This is a genomic window from Williamsia sp. DF01-3, assembly GCF_023051145.1.
Lineage (GTDB): Bacteria > Actinomycetota > Actinomycetes > Mycobacteriales > Mycobacteriaceae > Williamsia.
The window spans coordinates 2,173,508-2,188,101 of record NZ_JALKFS010000005.1 but is presented as its reverse complement, the minus strand read 5'-3'; the positions used below and the strand labels follow the sequence as shown (position 1 = coordinate 2,188,101).

Below are 14,594 nucleotides of genomic sequence, written 5' to 3'. Positions count from 1 at the left end.
CAAGTCTATGCGGCCCACCTAATCGAGCTGCGCGGCGAGCGCGACGTAGTCCTCGATGGCCAGCCGCTCACCGCGCAGACCAGGGTCGATCCCGGCGGCGACCAGCATGCTCTCCGCCTGTGCGGCAGAACCGGCGAGTCCCGAGAGGGCGGCACGTAATGTCTTGCGCCGCTGGGCGAAAGCCGCATCGATCACCGAGAACACCCGCCGTCGATGCACTTCGTCGATCGGCCACGGCGCCTGGGCGTACCGGCGGATCCGCACGAGTCCGGATTCCACCTTGGGTTCGGGCCAGAACACGCTGCGCCCCACGGTTCCCGCCTGCCCGACCTCTCCGAAGAAGCGCGCCTTGACGCTGGGGACCCCGTAGACGCGGCCACCCGGCCCCGCGGCGAGCCGTTGGGCCACTTCGAGTTGCACCATCACCAGGGCCGAGGTGATGCTCGGGAACTCCGACATCAGGTGCAGCAGAACCGGCACCGCGACGTTGTACGGGAGGTTGGCGACCAGCGCGGTGGGCGCCTGCGGTAGATCGGCTGCCGTGACCCGCAGTGCGTCGGCGGTGACAACGGTGAGTTCACCTGCCTGATCGGGCGCGCGGTCGGCAACAGTGTCGGGCAGACGACCGGCGAGGCGAGGGTCGATCTCGACGGCGAGCACCGATCGTGCCGCGCCGAGCAACCCCAGGGTCAGCGAGCCGAGCCCCGGGCCGACCTCCAGGGCGACGTCATCGCCTCCGACTCCTGACGCCGCGACGATCCGCCGCACGGTGTTCGCGTCGTGAACGAAGTTCTGCCCCAGCGTCTTGGTGGGCCGGATGTCGAGAGCGGCTGCGAGTTCCCGGATTTCGACGGGGCCGAGCAGCGCGGGCGGGTTCGTCAGAGCGCTGCCCGATCAACGGGTGCCTGCGCGGTCAGCGCAAGCCGAGTTTCGAGGAACAAGAGGGCCACGCGCCCCATCCTTGCGCGGCCTGGGTCTTGGTGGCAATTGCGATCTGTTCTTCACGGGTCGCGAGGTCGGCACGTGGGGCGTATTCCTGCCCACCCCACCGGTCCCAGGTGTTCTGGTCGAACTGCACGCCACCGTAGAAGCCGTTGCCGGTGTTGATCGCCCAGTTACCGGTGGCCTCGCACTGCGCCAACGCGTCCCACACCGAGCCCGGCGGCACGTACGGCGCACCCGGTTTGGTGCCCACGGCAACTTCTGCGGCAACCGGTTCGACCTTGACCTCGGCATCGACCTGCTTCTTCGCGGTCTCTTTGCCGTTGACCGTCGTCACCTCGTAGGTGACCTCCTGCGAACCCGGGGTGCCCGGCTTCTTGACGACCTTCCGGTCCTTTACGAGGTTCGGGTCGTCGACCTTGTTCTCGGGCGGCGCGACCGGTTCGGTGACGGTGATCGTCTCGGTGCGGATACGCGTCACCGTGATGTTCATGTTGTTGGTCACCGGGGTGTCGGCCGCCGGGGTCACCTCATCGGTGGGGGCCAGCGGCTTACCCGTGTCGGCGAGGAGTTCGGCGACGGTCTTGGCCGCGATGTCCTTGGTGACCTTCTCGGATCCGTCGGTCAGGTGCACCTTCTTGGGCAGCACCACGTTCACCAGGCCACCGGAGACGGGGAGCTGGTCGGTGGTGGGACCTTCGATCTCGATCGAGTCCGAGACCAGGTTCACCTGCGCCAGTGCCTGCTCGACGGTGGTGGCGTTGGTCTTGATCTCTCGGGGGCTGCCGTCGACGTTCACGGTCAAGGTCTTGAGCCGGTGGAACGTGATGGTTTCACCGTCGCCGACACCTGCGCCGGGGGCGGCTGGACCAGATCTCCGCCAGCCGGGTCGTAGCCCTGTTCCTGGAGGATGCCCTCGACGGAGGTGCGCATCGTGGCCACCGTCTTGAGCTCCCCGTCGACGTCGATGGTGACGTTCTTGTACATCGCGGTGCCCATGATGCCGCCGGCGATGAGCACGATGAGCAGAAGGGCGACAGCGATGCGCGGGGTGCGGGAGGTCGACGAGTTGATACGAGAGAGCACAGACATGATCACGTTAAGATAACGGGATGGTGTGTTTTGTGCAAAGCGACAGGTAAAGGGCCTGTTCAGGCCGTTGTTCAGATGTCGAGACGATAGGCCCTCACGGCATTGGCCGTGATTGCCCCGGCGACCTCCGCGGCGTCCTGTCCTCGCACCTCCGCCAGCGCTCGCGCGGTGTACGGCAGCACGTACGACTGGTTCGGCTGCCCGCGGTACGGGTGCGGGGTCAGGAAGGGCGCGTCCGTCTCGATCAGCAGCAGGTGGTCCGGCACCAACTTGGCGGCCGCCTGCAACGTGGTGGAGTTCTTGAAACTGACCGTCCCGGCGAAACTCAGCAGATAGCCCCGCTCGATGCACTCAGCCGCGATCTGCTCATCTCCCGAGAAGCAGTGCATGATCACCGTGTCCGGCGACCCCTCGCGAGCAAGCACGTCCAGCAGATCCCGATCGGCCTCACGATTGTGGATCATCAACGGCTTGCCGACCCTCTTCGCCAGGTCGATGTGCCAGGCGAACGCCTCGTGTTGTTGCGGCACCGTGGCGCAGTCGTCCGATCGACCCGGCCAGTAGTAGTCCAAACCTGTCTCCCCGACCGCGACAACCCTCGGATCGGTGAGCATCTGCTCGAGCTCCGCCTTGGCAGCGTCGTCCAGCTCATGGGCGTGGGTGGGATGCAGGGCCACCGCGGCGTACGCGCGCTGGTCCCATTGTGCTGCGGCGACAGCCCAGCGGGCGTCGATCATGTCGTCGGCAACCGTGACCACCGCCCGCACGCCGACGGATTCGGCGTGGTCGAGGATGGCGGTCACCGAATCGGCGTCGCGGCCGCCGCAGGCAGCCAGGTGGGTGTGGGAATCGATCAACGGTGCGAGGGGCTCGGGATCCGGTGGCGGGGTCCGGCGACGCTGCTTCTTCAACTCCTTGTTGCTGACCCCGGAGTCGTTGCCGTCGGTGATGTTTCCATCAGGGGTGTTGACGTCAGGGGTGGTGCTCTGGTGGTCGGCCATCGCTACAGGTCCACCTCGCCGCTGATGACGGTGGCACTGTTGCCACCGACCCAGATGTCGGTGCCGTCATCGTCGATGTAGACCCGGCCCGCCCGGCCGAGCACGGTCCCCTGCGAAGCCACGTACGACGCCGGTACCTGCTGCTCTCCACGCAGCCACGTCGCGAGGCCGGCATTGAGGCTGCCCGTCACCGGATCCTCGGGTGCGGCGACCCCCGGGATGAACGCCCGGACCTCGAAATCCGGCCGATCGGCAGGCACGGGCATATCTGCCCGATACGAACCCATCACACCGACGTTGAGCGACCCGAGTGCATCAAAATCCGGGCGGACATCGAGTACTCGCTGCGCGGAGGTGAGCATCAGACCGATCCACCGTGGCCCGTTGTCCACCCAGTTCGAGGCGACCACATCGGACGGCGCGAGACCCAGGGCCGCGTGGATCGTGGCCAGATCCGGGTCGTCGACAGGCCCCGACCGGACCAGCGGAGGACTCGCGAACGCCAGGCGGTCACCCTCGGACCTGATCGTGACCAGCCCGGCGCCGCACTCCTGAACGATGTTGTCGCCCTTGGGAACCCCACCCGCACGCAACCAGGCGTGAGCTGAGCCGAGGGTGGGGTGGCCGGCGAACGGCAGCTCTTCGGCTGTGGTGAAGATGCGCAGCTTGTAGTCCGCCGCCGGGTCGTCAGGGGTCTGGAAGAACGTCGTCTCCGCCAGATTCGTCCAGTTCGCGAAGGCCGCCATCGACGCATCGGTCAAGCCGTCGGCGTCGAATACAACGGCGACGGCGTTCCCCGAGAGGGATCCGGACACGAAGACGTCGACTTGCTGGAAGGGGCGCAGGGGCATGTGTGAATTGTGCCCTGGTCGATTTACCGTTTTCCAATGGATATGGACATGGCCCGCGATGGCGAGACCCGGACGGACATCGAGACCCGGCCGGCCGACGACTCCGATGTGCAGCGCTTGGTCGCCGCTGCCGTTGCCGAGCTGAATGTCCGCTACCCCGGTGACGTGGAGCTCGAACCCCTCCCAACGACCGGCGACCACTTCGTGGCCGTCGTCGACGGAATAGCGGTCGGTGTTGTCGTCTTGATCGGTGTGCGCCCTGGACTCGACGAGGTCAAGCGGCTGTACGTCGAGCCCGGGCAGCGTGGGCGAGGCGTGGCGCGGTCACTGATGAATGCACTCGAGCATCGGGCGAACACACGTGGGACCGACGTGGTGCGGCTCGAGACCGGCACGCGCCAACCGGAGGCGATGGCGCTGTACGAGTCGTTGGGGTACTCCCTCATCGAGAACTACGGCCACTACGCGGGCAGCCCGTTGAGCCGCTGCTACGCGAAATCCCTGCGGTCCGGCGACGAGACTTCATCCTCCGCCCTCGGGGCCGGGTACTAAGGTCGTGACGATGAGTGAGATCGAGAACCGGGTAGGCACGGCGCAGGTCGGCGACATCACGATCGCTTACGAGGACATGGGTGATCCGAACGATCCGGCCGTACTGCTGATCATGGGTCTCAGCGCGCAGTTGACGTTCTGGCAGACCGCCTTTTGTGAGTCCATCGCCGCCAGGGGTTATCGGGTGATCCGCTTCGACAACCGGGACATCGGCCTCTCGACGCATCTCGACGGCGTACGCGTCGGCGGTTCGATGCTCACCAGGATGGCCCGCCACCAACTCGGTCTTCCCAGCGATGTCCCCTACACCCTCGTGGACATGGCCCAGGACGCCGTGGGCCTGCTCGACACCCTCGAGATCGAGAAGGCGCACGTGGTCGGCGGATCGATGGGCGGCATGATCGCCCAGGTCCTCGCGGGCCGACACCCCGAGCGGGTGCTCTCGCTGGCGATCTTCTTCTCCAGCACCAACGAGGCCTTCCTGCCACCTCCGGATCCGCGCAAATTGTGGGCGCTGCTGTCCGGACCCGGAAAAGGTGCCACCCGCGAGGCCTACATCGAGAACGCAGCCAAGGCGATCCGGGCCATCGGCAGCCCGAAGTACGAACTCAGCTGGGACGAGGCCCTTCGACGGTCGACCGCAGCGTACGACCGCGCGCACGACCCCGCCGGCGTGGTGCGTCAGACCTGCGCGGTGATGGGAACCGGGAGCCTGAAGAAGTACACCACCGCGATCACGGCACCGACCGTGGTGATCCACGGGAAGGCAGACGGGCTGATGCGCCCGTCAGGCGGCAAGGCCATCGCGCGGGCGATCAAGGGTTCCAAGCTCGTGTTGATCGACGGGATGGGCCATGATCTGCCCGAACCGCTCTGGCCTCAGTTCATCTCCGAGTTGGTGGCCAACTTCAGCCGGTCCACGAACTCCAACGCCGCACGGTGACGGCGATCACCGGACCGTCGAGCGAAACGGTCTGATACTGCGGGTATTTGGCGCGCAGCAGCCGTAATGCAATATCCACTTCGGGGCCGCTTTCGTGAACGCGGGCACACCCGTCGGCCCGCACCCACCACAGTCGGCTCCAGTCATCCTCGTAGTGATCCACCACCAGGCTGACCTCCGGGCATTCGGCGATGTTCGCCAGACGCCGCAAGGGTCTACCGGACTTCGGCTTGCCGTCGACCGCGGTGTAGATCACATCGCCGGCCACGGCGAACACCACCGGCACCACATGGGGCTGGTTGTCGGCGGACACCGTGCCCAGCCGGGCGACGGGCGAACTGACGAACAACTGTTTCGGGTCGGAGACGGCCACGATTCACCCTAGATCGCCGAGCGGGGACAGGGACGGGGACGGGGACGGCTAAGCGCACTGTGCTGTCAGCAGAGCCCGTCCAGACCTTGTAAGGTGATCCCTCAGGAGTGCCGGGAAGTCTGGTCGGCCACGTGCAACGCGTAAGACATCTGCGTGCCGTGTCATGTCATCACCGACAGATCTGAGGTATCCCGTTGTCTGACAACCAAGCTCCCGAGCCCACCGGACCGACACCGCCAGGTTCGGCCGGACCACCCTCGCGGGGACCCGCACTCCCCATGTTCGCTCGAGGATCGTGGTCGGAGGTATCACGGGTCTCGTCGATTCTCCGAAAAGAGACCGTCGGCGGGGCCTTGCTACTCGTGGCCACGGTGGTAGCGCTCGTGTGGGCGAACTCGCCGTGGTCCGATGCCTACACGTCGCTGGGTGAGACGACCGTGGGGTCGGACGCGCTGGGGCTGCATCTCGACCTGAGTCTGGCGACCTGGGCGGCCGACGGGCTGCTCGCCATCTTCTTCTTTGTCGTCGGCCTCGAACTCAAACGGGAGTTCGTCGCCGGCGATCTCCGCAATCCTGCGCGTGCCGCGCTCCCGATCGCCGCGGCCATCGGCGGCATGGTGGTGCCCGCAGCGATCTTCGTGGCCATCACCTTGTCGGCCGGCGACGGCGCCGTCGAAGGGTGGGCCATCCCCACGGCCACCGACATCGCCTTCGCTGTCGCGGTGCTGGCCGTCATCTCCACCCATCTGCCTTCCGCGCTACGCACATTCCTGTTGACCCTCGCCGTCGTCGACGACCTACTCGCGATCACCGTCATCGCGGTGTTCTACACCGAGGACGTCAACGTGGGAGCGCTCGCGCTCGCGGTGCTGCCGCTCGCCTTGTTCGCGGTCTGTGTTCAGCGACGCATCCGGTCCTGGTGGGTCCTCCTCCCACTCGCCGCGTTGACGTGGGCGTTTGTACACGAGTCGGGTATCCACGCAACCGTGGCCGGCGTGCTCCTCGGGTTCACCGTCCCGGTGATCCGCAGCAAGGCAGCCGGAGGTCCCGACGCAGGGCCCGGCCTCGCCGAACACTTCGAGCACCGGATCAGGCCCATCTCCGCCGGCTTCGCGGTCCCGGTGTTCGCGTTCTTCGCCGCGGGCGTTGCCATCGGCGGTCTGTCCGGGTTCACCGACGCCCTGCGAGATCCGATCGCACTGGGCATCATCGCCGGGCTTGTTCTGGGTAAGCCGCTGGGGATCTTCGGCACCACCCGACTGCTGTCAGCCTTCACCCGCGCGAGCCTGGACACGGCGATTCGCTGGATCGATGTCCTCGGCATCGCGATGCTGGCCGGTATCGGATTCACCGTGTCCCTGCTCATCGGCGACCTTGCCTACGGCATCGGCTCCGAACGCGACGAACACGTGAAGATCGGCGTGCTCACCGGCTCACTGCTGGCCGCGGTACTCGCGGCAGTCCTGCTGCGCATCCGCAACCGGCACTACCGGGCCGTCTGTGCCGAAGAAAGTGTCGATGACAACCACGACGGCATCCCGGACGTCTATCAGACGCCGCAGTCCCGCTGACCGAGTAGTGAGATGAGCCGGTCAGGCCCGGTGATGGCCTGTACACATCGGCGATAAGCTGTCACCCACCATGGCTTCTGCATCGAAACCGCCGTTTTACATCACCACGGCCATCGCTTACCCCAACGGGGCACCACACATCGGGCACGCGTACGAGTACATCGCCGCGGACGCCATCGCCCGGTTCAAACGACTCGACGGCTACGACGTGTTGTTCGTCACCGGCACCGACGAGCACGGACAGAAGATGCAGCAGACCGCCGAGAAGGAAGGCATCGAGACCCGGGCCCTCGCCGATCGGAACTCCGCAGCGTTCCGCACCTTGCAGGAGACCCTCGGTAGCAGCTTCGACCGGTTCATCCGGACCACCGACGCCGACCACCATGTCGCGTCGCAGGCCATCTGGGAACGAATGGTCGCGGCCGGCGACATCTACCTCGACAAATACTCGGGCTGGTACTCGATCCGGGATGAGGCCTTCTACTCCGAGTCCGACACCACCGTGAACGAAGACGGTACGAGGGTCTCGACCGAAACCCAGACGCCGGTGGAGTGGACCGAAGAAGAGGCGTACTTCTTCCGACTGTCCGCCTATCAGGACAAACTGCTGGACCTCTACGAGCAGCACCCGGAGTTCATCGGCCCGGGCACGCGCCGCAACGAGGTGTCGAGCTTTGTCCGCGGCGGTCTGCGCGATCTGTCGGTGTCGCGCACCACCTTCGACTGGGGCGTGCAGGTCCCCGGTCACGACGACCACGTCATGTACGTCTGGGTCGACGCGCTGACCAACTACATCACCGCTGCGGGCTATCCCGACACCGACTCGGAGCGATGGAAAAAGTTCTGGCCCGCCGATCTGCACATCATCGGCAAGGACATCATCCGCTTCCACTGTGTGTACTGGCCTGCTTTTCTGATGAGCGCCGGCATCGAACTGCCCAAACGTGTGTACGCGCACGGATTCCTGCTCAACAGCGGCGAGAAGATGAGCAAATCGATCGGCAATGTCGTCGATCCGTACGTCCTGGTGAACGAGTTCGGTCTCGACCCCATCCGCTTCTTCTGTCTGCGGGAGGTGCCGTTCGGACAGGACGGGTCCTACAGTCACGAGGCCATCGTCGCGCGGGTCAATGCGGACCTCGCCAACGAACTGGGCAATCTCGCGCAGCGAACACTGTCCATGGTCGGCAAGTACTTCGACGGTGTCCTGCCGGCACCCGCCGCCCTCACCGACGCCGACACCACGTTGCTGGACAAGGCCGACGGCCTGCTGGCTCGCGTGCGCACGGAAATGGATCAGCAAGCCATCCACACCGCGCTCGAGGTGATCTGGGAGGTCCTCGGCGACACCAACAAGTACATCTCCGTCGAACAGCCGTGGAAGCTCGCGAAGACCGATCTCGAACGCACCGGCACCGTGCTGTACGTCTGCGCGGAGGTCGTTCGGATCACCACACTGCTGGCGCAGCCGGCCATGCCGGACTCAACGAGCACGCTTCTCGATCTCCTTGCCGTCAAGCAGGATTCGCGCACTTTCGAGTCCATCGGAGAGCGGTTGACCGCCGGAACGGCGCTTCCGAAGCCGACGCCCGTCTTCCCCCGGTACGAACTCCCCAAGAGCTGACGAGATCAGGGCGCGGACGGGTGTTGCGAAGCGTTGAACTCGGTCCGGGTTCGGCGTCTGATGTGGTGCGTGCCCTGGACTTTCACACCCGGCGGCTCGGGATACCCGGTCCGGCGGCGCTGATCGGCGATTGGCTCGACTCCGATGCCGTCATTGCTCCGTCCATCGACCTTCGGGCCGGCGTCCCGATACCCGATGACCCGCAGGGGTTCTGGTTCGGCTACCAGGGTTTCCCGGATCGCGTGAGCGAGAACCCGTTGCCTCCCGCTGCCGGCGGTGAGACCGACAATGTGCTCGAACTCGACCGGACGGGCAGCTGGTGGTGGACGTCGCTGAACGGTCAGGAGTGTCCGGACTGGGTACGCGCCAGTCTCAGCGAGCATCACAGCCGGACATGGTCGGTCACCTGGCAGCCGCCCGCACAGCGACCACACGTGGAGGCCATTGCGCAGTGCCTCGAGGCCATCCGTTCCGGGGAGGTCTATCAAGCCTGTATCTGCACCCGTTTCAACGGACGGTTCGCAGGTTCGGCGGCCAACTACTTCGCCGACGGCGTGCACTTCACCCGTCCCCGCAAAGCAGCTCTGCTGCATGGTGATTGGGGATCAGTCGTCTCGTTCTCACCCGAGACCTTTGTTCATCGACGAGGATCGGTGGTGACCTCGAGTCCCATCAAGGGCACCCTGCCCATCGACCTCGACCCACAGCTGCTGCTCGACTCGGCCAAGGATGTCGCCGAGAACATCATGATCGTCGATCTCGTGCGCAACGACCTGGGGAGAGTGGCGCTCACCGGCACCGTCGCGGTGACCGAGTTGCTCGACGTGCATCCCGCGCCGGGCGTGTGGCATCTGGTGTCCACGGTGCAGGCAACGGTGCCGCCATCGGTGTCGAACTCGGCGCTGATCGACGCCACGTTTCCACCCGCCTCGGTGACGGGTACGCCGAAAGCCCGTGCTCGCGAATTGCTTTCGGAGTGGGAGCAGAACTCCCGCGGGTTGTACTGCGGGGCCGTCGGAGTGGTCTCCCCCACTTCCGGACTCGACCTGAACGTGGCGATCCGCACCGTGGAGATCGCCCCGGATGGCGCGGCGTTCCTGGGCGTCGGCGGGGGAATCACCATCGACTCCGACCCGGACGGCGAATGGCAGGAGTGCCTGGACAAAGCCGCCGCCATCCTCGGTATCCAGCCCGCCTGACGCACTTTCAGGTGCACGGCGCACCGGTTCGTTCCGGTGCGCGAGACCGCGAATCGTGCGCGAGGGCCTAGATCAGCTCTCGCGGCTCGCAAGCACCGCCTCGTACAGTTCGCGGCGCGAGGCACCTGTCTTCGCCGCGAACTGGGCACAGGCATCTTTGAGGCGCACTCCACCGGCGACAACTTCTTCGACGCGCGCCACAAGCGCATCGATGTCCGGTTCGCCCGCTACCGCGCCGTCGAGAATCACGGTGATCTCGCCGCGGATACCCTGGGCCGCCCACTCCGCGAGCTCGCCGAGCGACCCACGGCGCACCTCTTCGTACGTCTTGGTGAGCTCGCGGCACACCGCGGCGCGACGGTCGGGCCCCAGCACAGCCACCGCGTCGAGCAGACAGTCCGCGAGCCGGTGTGGTGCCTCGAAGAAGACAACGGTGCGCGCCTCGTCGATGTACTCGGTGAACCACGATCGACGTTGCCCTGACTTGCGGGGAGCGAAGCCGTCGAAGCAGAAGCGCTCCACCGGTAGACCCGACACGGCCAGCGCGGTGGTCACCGCGGACGGTCCTGGCAGGCACGTGACCGGCAGATCCGCCTCGATGCACGCGACCACCAGCCGATAACCCGGGTCGGAGACCGACGGCATGCCGGCATCGGTGATCACCAGAACGGTGGCGCCCGACCGCACCTCGTCCACCAGGGCCGGGGTTCGCTTCACCTCGACCTGGTCGTAATAGCTCACCACCCGGCCGCCGATGGTCACGCCCAATCCCGCAGCCAGCGCCTTCGCGCGGCGGGTGTCCTCCGCGGCCACCACGTCGGCAGTGGCCAGCGCCTCTCGGAGGCGGGGGGACGCGTCATCGATGCGTCCCATCGGGGTCGCGGCGAGTACGAGTTGGCCTTGTGGCTGCGGAGAGTTCATCACCGCACAGCCTACGATTGGCAAGGTGACGTTCGCCCCGCCGCTCGAGAACTCCGTTCCGGAGGCCTCGGACAACGCTCTACGGTCCCTGCCCGGGTGGCAATCCTCGGACGAACTACCCGGCGTCCACGCCGAAGACCTCGGCACCAGCCCTGGCGCGGCGCGCAAGGTCCCCGCGCCTGTCTTCGGCCCCACCGATCGCCGGCGTGGCTGGATCGTCGCTCTGATCATCACCGCGATCGGCGCGATCACCCGTTTCGCGAACCTGGGCAGCCCCACCGACAAGGGCACGCCCGTCTTCGACGAGAAGCACTACGTGCCGCAGGCCTGGCAGGTGCTCACCGGCGACAACTGGCTCGAGGACAACCCCGCCTACGGTCTGGTTGTCCACCCACCCGTCGGCAAGTGGATGATCGCCATCGGCGAGTGGCTGTTCGGCTACGACGCCTGGGGCTGGCGGTTCATGTCCGCGGTGTGCGGCACGCTGATGATCCTCATCGTCGTGCGACTGGTCCGTCGACTGACCCGCTCGACGCTTGTCGGCGCGATCGCCGGGGTGCTGATGATCGTCGACGGGGTCACCTTCGTGGCCTCACGGACGGGCTTGCTCGACATCTTCCAGATCTTCTTCATCCTGGCCGCGCTCGCCGCGATCGTCTGCGACCGCGACCAGATGCGGGCCCGGATGCACAAGGTCTACTCCGAGGGCCGGATCCACGACTCGCCGTACGGACCGCGGCTGGGCTTCCGGTGGTGGCGTTTTGCTGCTGCCATCGCCTTGGGCCTCGCCTGCGGCACCAAGTGGTCGGGCATCTACTTCGTCATCTTCTTCATCGTGTTGTCGCTCGGTTTCGACGTGGCGGCGCGCAAGGCCTATCTGGTGCAGCGTCCGTGGCGGGGCGTACTGCTCCGCGATGTGATCCCCACCGGTTTCTCCCTCGGCGTCACCCCCGTGCTGATCTACCTGGCGACGTTCGCTCCGTGGTTCAGTTCCGAGACAGCGGTGTACCGGTACGAGGTGGGCAGGCACATCGGCACCGGTGGGCCCTTCGCGTGGGTTCCCGACGCCTGGCGTTCACTCTGGTACTACGAGTCGGGCGTGCTGTCGTTTCACTCCAACCTCACCAACTCGGCGGGCAACCACCACCCGTGGGAATCGAAGCCGTGGACGTGGCCCATGGGCCTGCGTCCGATGCTGTACTACATCGAGTACGGCCCGGAGAAGTGCGGCGAGTCCGAGTGCGTCAAGGCCATGATGTTCATCGGCACCCCGATCATGTGGTGGCTGGCGTTACCGATGCTCGCGTGGGCACTGTGGCGCATGTTCATCCGGCGCGACTGGCGCTACGCCGTCGTACTGGTGGGATACGGCGCGGCCTACCTGCCCTGGTTCACCAATCTCGACCGCCAGATGTACTTCTTCTACGCCACCGCGATGGCGCCGTTCCTCATCATGGGACTGGCGCTTTGCGTCGGAGATGTGCTCGCCGCAAGTCGCCGCGCCACGAAGTACGCGTACGAGAAGCGGCTGGTCGGTGCAGTCGCGGTCAGCATCTATCTGGGGCTCGCGGTGGCGAACTTCATGTGGATGTGGCCGATCCTCACCGGCGAACCCATTTCCCGCGAGATGTGGAACATGCAGATGTGGTTGCCCAGCTGGACATGATCGTCCGGACGCAAACGGACCCCCTCGAGAGGGGGCCCGTTCACATCTGAATCGAGATGATCACTTCAGTTGATCGGGAGACTTCCGCAACTGGTCAGGTGTGATCGCCGGGAACTGATCCGAAGGCAGCACGTCGTTGGCCTCGTCGTCGCCGGCCAGGATGTTCGCGTGCGTCCGCAGCGTGTGGTCGACCTGGGTGTCGTAATTGCGCTGGGCAACGATGAGCGGATCGCGGCGCAGGTCCATGTAGAGAGACACGCACATGAAGATCATCACGATGACAAACGGCAGCGCGGCGATGATGGCCATCGTCTTGATGCCGTTGAGCGCGTCGTCACCACTGGCCCACAACAGCAGTGCGGCAACAGCTCCGGTCAATACGCCCCAGAAGATGGTGACGCCCTTGCTCGGTTCGTGCGCTCCCCGTTCGGACAGAGTGCCCATCACCAACGAGGCCGCGTCCGCACCGGACACGAAGAAGATCGCGACGAGCACCATCACGAGCACCGATGCGATGCCGGTCAGTGGCAGGTTGCCGAGCATGTCGAAGAGCTGACTCTCCGCCGAACTGGCGTCGGCCAGTCCCTTGCCGTCCTGTTGTTGTCGTATCGCCGTCCCACCGAAGATGGCGAACCACAGCAGCGAGACGATCGTCGGGACCAGCAGCACGCCGATCACGAATTGGCGGATGGTGCGGCCACGGCTGATCTTGGCCAGGAACATACCGACGAAAGGCGTCCAGGACACCCACCACGCCCAGTAGAAGATGGTCCAGCCGGCAAGCCAGGTCTCGCCCTCGCTGTCGACGGTGGCGCCTGATCGAGCCGAGAACGAGGTGATGTCGTTGAGGTAGGTGCCGATGCTGGTGGGCAGCACGTTCAGGATGAAGACCGTGGGCCCGACGACGAAGATGAACAGCGCCAACACGATTGCCAAGACCATATTGGTGTTGGACAGCCACTGGATGCCCTTGGCTACGCCCGACACCGCGGATGCGACGAATGCTGCGGTCAGCACCGCGATGATGGCCACCAGCAACAACTTCGACGGGTCGTTGATCCAGCCGACCTCCACGAATCCCGAACCGATCTGCGCGGCACCGAGTCCCAGGGAGGCGACCGTACCGAACAGGGTCGCGAAGATCGCGAGGATGTCGATGACCTTGCCGCCCCAGCCGTTGGCACGGTGGCCGAGGATGGGAGCGAAGACGGCACTGACCAGTTGTCCTCGGCCACACCGGTAGGTGCTGTAGGCGATGGCCAGGCCGACCACCGCGTACATCGCCCATGGGTGGAAACCCCAGTGGAACATGGTGGTTGCCATGGCGACGCCCACGTCGTTCTGCGAGGTTCCGGGCGGTGCGGTCACAAAGTGCGTGAGGGGCTCGTTCGCGCCGTAGAACATCAGGCCGATACCCATGCCGGCGCTGAACATCATCGCAATCCAGCTGACGGTGTTGTACTCGGGCTTCTCCCCGTCACGGCCCAGTGGGATCTTGCCGTATTTGCTGACCGCCATGAAGATGGCGAACAGTACGAAAAAGGTGGCCGACAGGATGAACACCCAACCGAGGTTGTCGGTGATCCAGGCCAGGAGGTCCTGCGTCCTGGTGTTCAGGCTCTCTTTGTCGAGCAGACCCCAGATGACAAACGCGATCACTGCAGCAGCGGTGACCCCGAAGACAACTAGGTCAATCCGCGGTTTGGGACCCCGAACATCCGGAGTCGGAACCGCATCGGTGGTTTCAGTGGTCAATGCCATGAACCTAACTAGAACAGGATTCACCGCAATTGTTCAACTTTCACAACCGATTTGCTACCCGCTCGTAACCACGAGTTTCCCCTGCGCACGGCCCTGAA

General features: G+C 65.4%; 12 protein-coding genes and 1 pseudogene. 6 read left to right on the top strand and 7 right to left on the bottom strand.

From position 1 onward, the window contains the following. Nucleotides 1-18 precede the first annotated feature (18 nt). The 4 genes and pseudogenes from rsmA to MVA47_RS12510 all read right to left on the bottom strand — a co-directional run bounded on the left by rsmA (nt 19) and on the right by MVA47_RS12510 (nt 3,886). Nucleotides 19-882: a 16S rRNA (adenine(1518)-N(6)/adenine(1519)-N(6))-dimethyltransferase RsmA gene (gene rsmA / locus MVA47_RS12535; protein ID WP_247210736.1), complete on the bottom strand. Its 864-nt coding sequence runs from the start codon at nt 880-882 to the stop codon at nt 19-21. Nucleotides 883-913: 31 nt separating this feature from the next. Further along, a pseudogene (locus MVA47_RS26750) lies at nt 914-2,034 on the bottom strand (transglycosylase family protein). A gap of 71 nt (nt 2,035-2,105) precedes the next feature. Beyond that, nucleotides 2,106-3,035: a TatD family hydrolase gene (locus MVA47_RS12515; RefSeq protein ID WP_247208191.1), complete on the bottom strand. Its 930-nt coding sequence runs from the start codon at nt 3,033-3,035 to the stop codon at nt 2,106-2,108. A 2-nt stretch (nt 3,036-3,037) separates the two neighbouring features. Further along, nucleotides 3,038-3,886, bottom strand: coding sequence for a PhzF family phenazine biosynthesis protein (locus tag MVA47_RS12510; RefSeq protein ID WP_247208190.1), 849 nt, complete (start codon nt 3,884-3,886; stop codon nt 3,038-3,040). 36 nt (nt 3,887-3,922) lie between these two features. Between MVA47_RS12510 and MVA47_RS12505 the strand changes: the two genes are divergently transcribed. Beyond that, nucleotides 3,923-4,438, top strand: coding sequence for a GNAT family N-acetyltransferase (locus tag MVA47_RS12505; protein WP_247208189.1), 516 nt, complete (start codon nt 3,923-3,925; stop codon nt 4,436-4,438). A 10-nt stretch (nt 4,439-4,448) separates the two neighbouring features. Beyond that, on the top strand, nt 4,449-5,381 hold the full coding sequence (locus MVA47_RS12500; RefSeq protein ID WP_116915893.1) for an alpha/beta fold hydrolase: 933 nt from the start codon (nt 4,449-4,451) through the stop codon (nt 5,379-5,381). On the opposite strand, the gene MVA47_RS12495 is transcribed toward MVA47_RS12500, so the two are convergent. Beyond that, a complete protein-coding gene (locus tag MVA47_RS12495; RefSeq protein WP_247208188.1) occupies nt 5,347-5,754 on the bottom strand; it encodes a TIGR03668 family PPOX class F420-dependent oxidoreductase in 408 nt (135 codons plus the stop codon). The genes MVA47_RS12500 and MVA47_RS12495 overlap by 35 nt on opposite strands. 278 nt (nt 5,755-6,032) lie before the next feature. Here MVA47_RS12495 and nhaA point away from each other — a divergent pair, with 278 nt between their 5' ends. The 3 genes from nhaA to MVA47_RS12480 all read left to right on the top strand — a co-directional run bounded on the left by nhaA (nt 6,033) and on the right by MVA47_RS12480 (nt 10,148). Continuing rightward, entirely contained in the window at nt 6,033-7,325 is a 1,293-nt protein-coding gene (nhaA, locus tag MVA47_RS12490; RefSeq protein ID WP_247210735.1) for a Na+/H+ antiporter NhaA, read from the top strand. 70 nt (nt 7,326-7,395) lie between these two features. Then, nucleotides 7,396-8,949, top strand: a complete 1,554-nt coding sequence (gene metG, locus MVA47_RS12485; protein ID WP_247208187.1) for a methionine--tRNA ligase — start codon at nt 7,396-7,398, stop codon at nt 8,947-8,949. 20 nt (nt 8,950-8,969) lie between these two features. After that, on the top strand, nt 8,970-10,148 hold the full coding sequence (locus MVA47_RS12480) for an aminodeoxychorismate synthase component I (protein WP_247208186.1): 1,179 nt from the start codon (nt 8,970-8,972) through the stop codon (nt 10,146-10,148). Nucleotides 10,149-10,220: 72 nt separating this feature from the next. Here MVA47_RS12480 and rsmI read toward each other — a convergent pair whose 3' ends face one another. Further along, nucleotides 10,221-11,069 carry a 16S rRNA (cytidine(1402)-2'-O)-methyltransferase gene (gene rsmI / locus MVA47_RS12475; protein WP_247208185.1) on the bottom strand — a complete coding sequence of 283 codons (849 nt, stop codon included), beginning with the start codon at nt 11,067-11,069 and terminating at the stop codon, nt 10,221-10,223. An 88-nt stretch (nt 11,070-11,157) separates the two neighbouring features. On the opposite strand from rsmI, the gene MVA47_RS12470 reads away from it, so the two are divergent. Further along, the gene (locus MVA47_RS12470) at nt 11,158-12,735 is read left to right on the top strand and encodes a phospholipid carrier-dependent glycosyltransferase (RefSeq protein WP_281505225.1); all 1,578 of its coding nucleotides are present in this window, start codon (nt 11,158-11,160) and stop codon (nt 12,733-12,735) included. A 60-nt stretch (nt 12,736-12,795) separates the two neighbouring features. Here the strand turns inward: MVA47_RS12470 and MVA47_RS12465 are convergent, their stop codons facing one another. Beyond that, nucleotides 12,796-14,496: a BCCT family transporter gene (locus tag MVA47_RS12465; RefSeq protein WP_247208183.1), complete on the bottom strand. Its 1,701-nt coding sequence runs from the start codon at nt 14,494-14,496 to the stop codon at nt 12,796-12,798. Nucleotides 14,497-14,594 lie beyond the last annotated feature (98 nt).

Coding starts and splice junctions, on each gene's coding strand:
- MVA47_RS12515 (WP_247208191.1), bottom strand. CDS start 3,035: ATGGCCGACCACCAGAGCACCACCCCTGACGTCAACACCCCTGATGGA.
- MVA47_RS12510 (WP_247208190.1), bottom strand. CDS start 3,886: ATGCCCCTGCGCCCCTTCCAGCAAGTCGACGTCTTCGTGTCCGGATCC.
- MVA47_RS12505 (WP_247208189.1), top strand. CDS start 3,923: ATGGATATGGACATGGCCCGCGATGGCGAGACCCGGACGGACATCGAG.
- MVA47_RS12500 (WP_116915893.1), top strand. CDS start 4,449: ATGAGTGAGATCGAGAACCGGGTAGGCACGGCGCAGGTCGGCGACATC.
- nhaA (WP_247210735.1), top strand. CDS start 6,033: ATGTTCGCTCGAGGATCGTGGTCGGAGGTATCACGGGTCTCGTCGATT.
- metG (WP_247208187.1), top strand. CDS start 7,396: ATGGCTTCTGCATCGAAACCGCCGTTTTACATCACCACGGCCATCGCT.
- rsmI (WP_247208185.1), bottom strand. CDS start 11,069: ATGAACTCTCCGCAGCCACAAGGCCAACTCGTACTCGCCGCGACCCCG.
- MVA47_RS12465 (WP_247208183.1), bottom strand. CDS start 14,496: ATGGCATTGACCACTGAAACCACCGATGCGGTTCCGACTCCGGATGTT.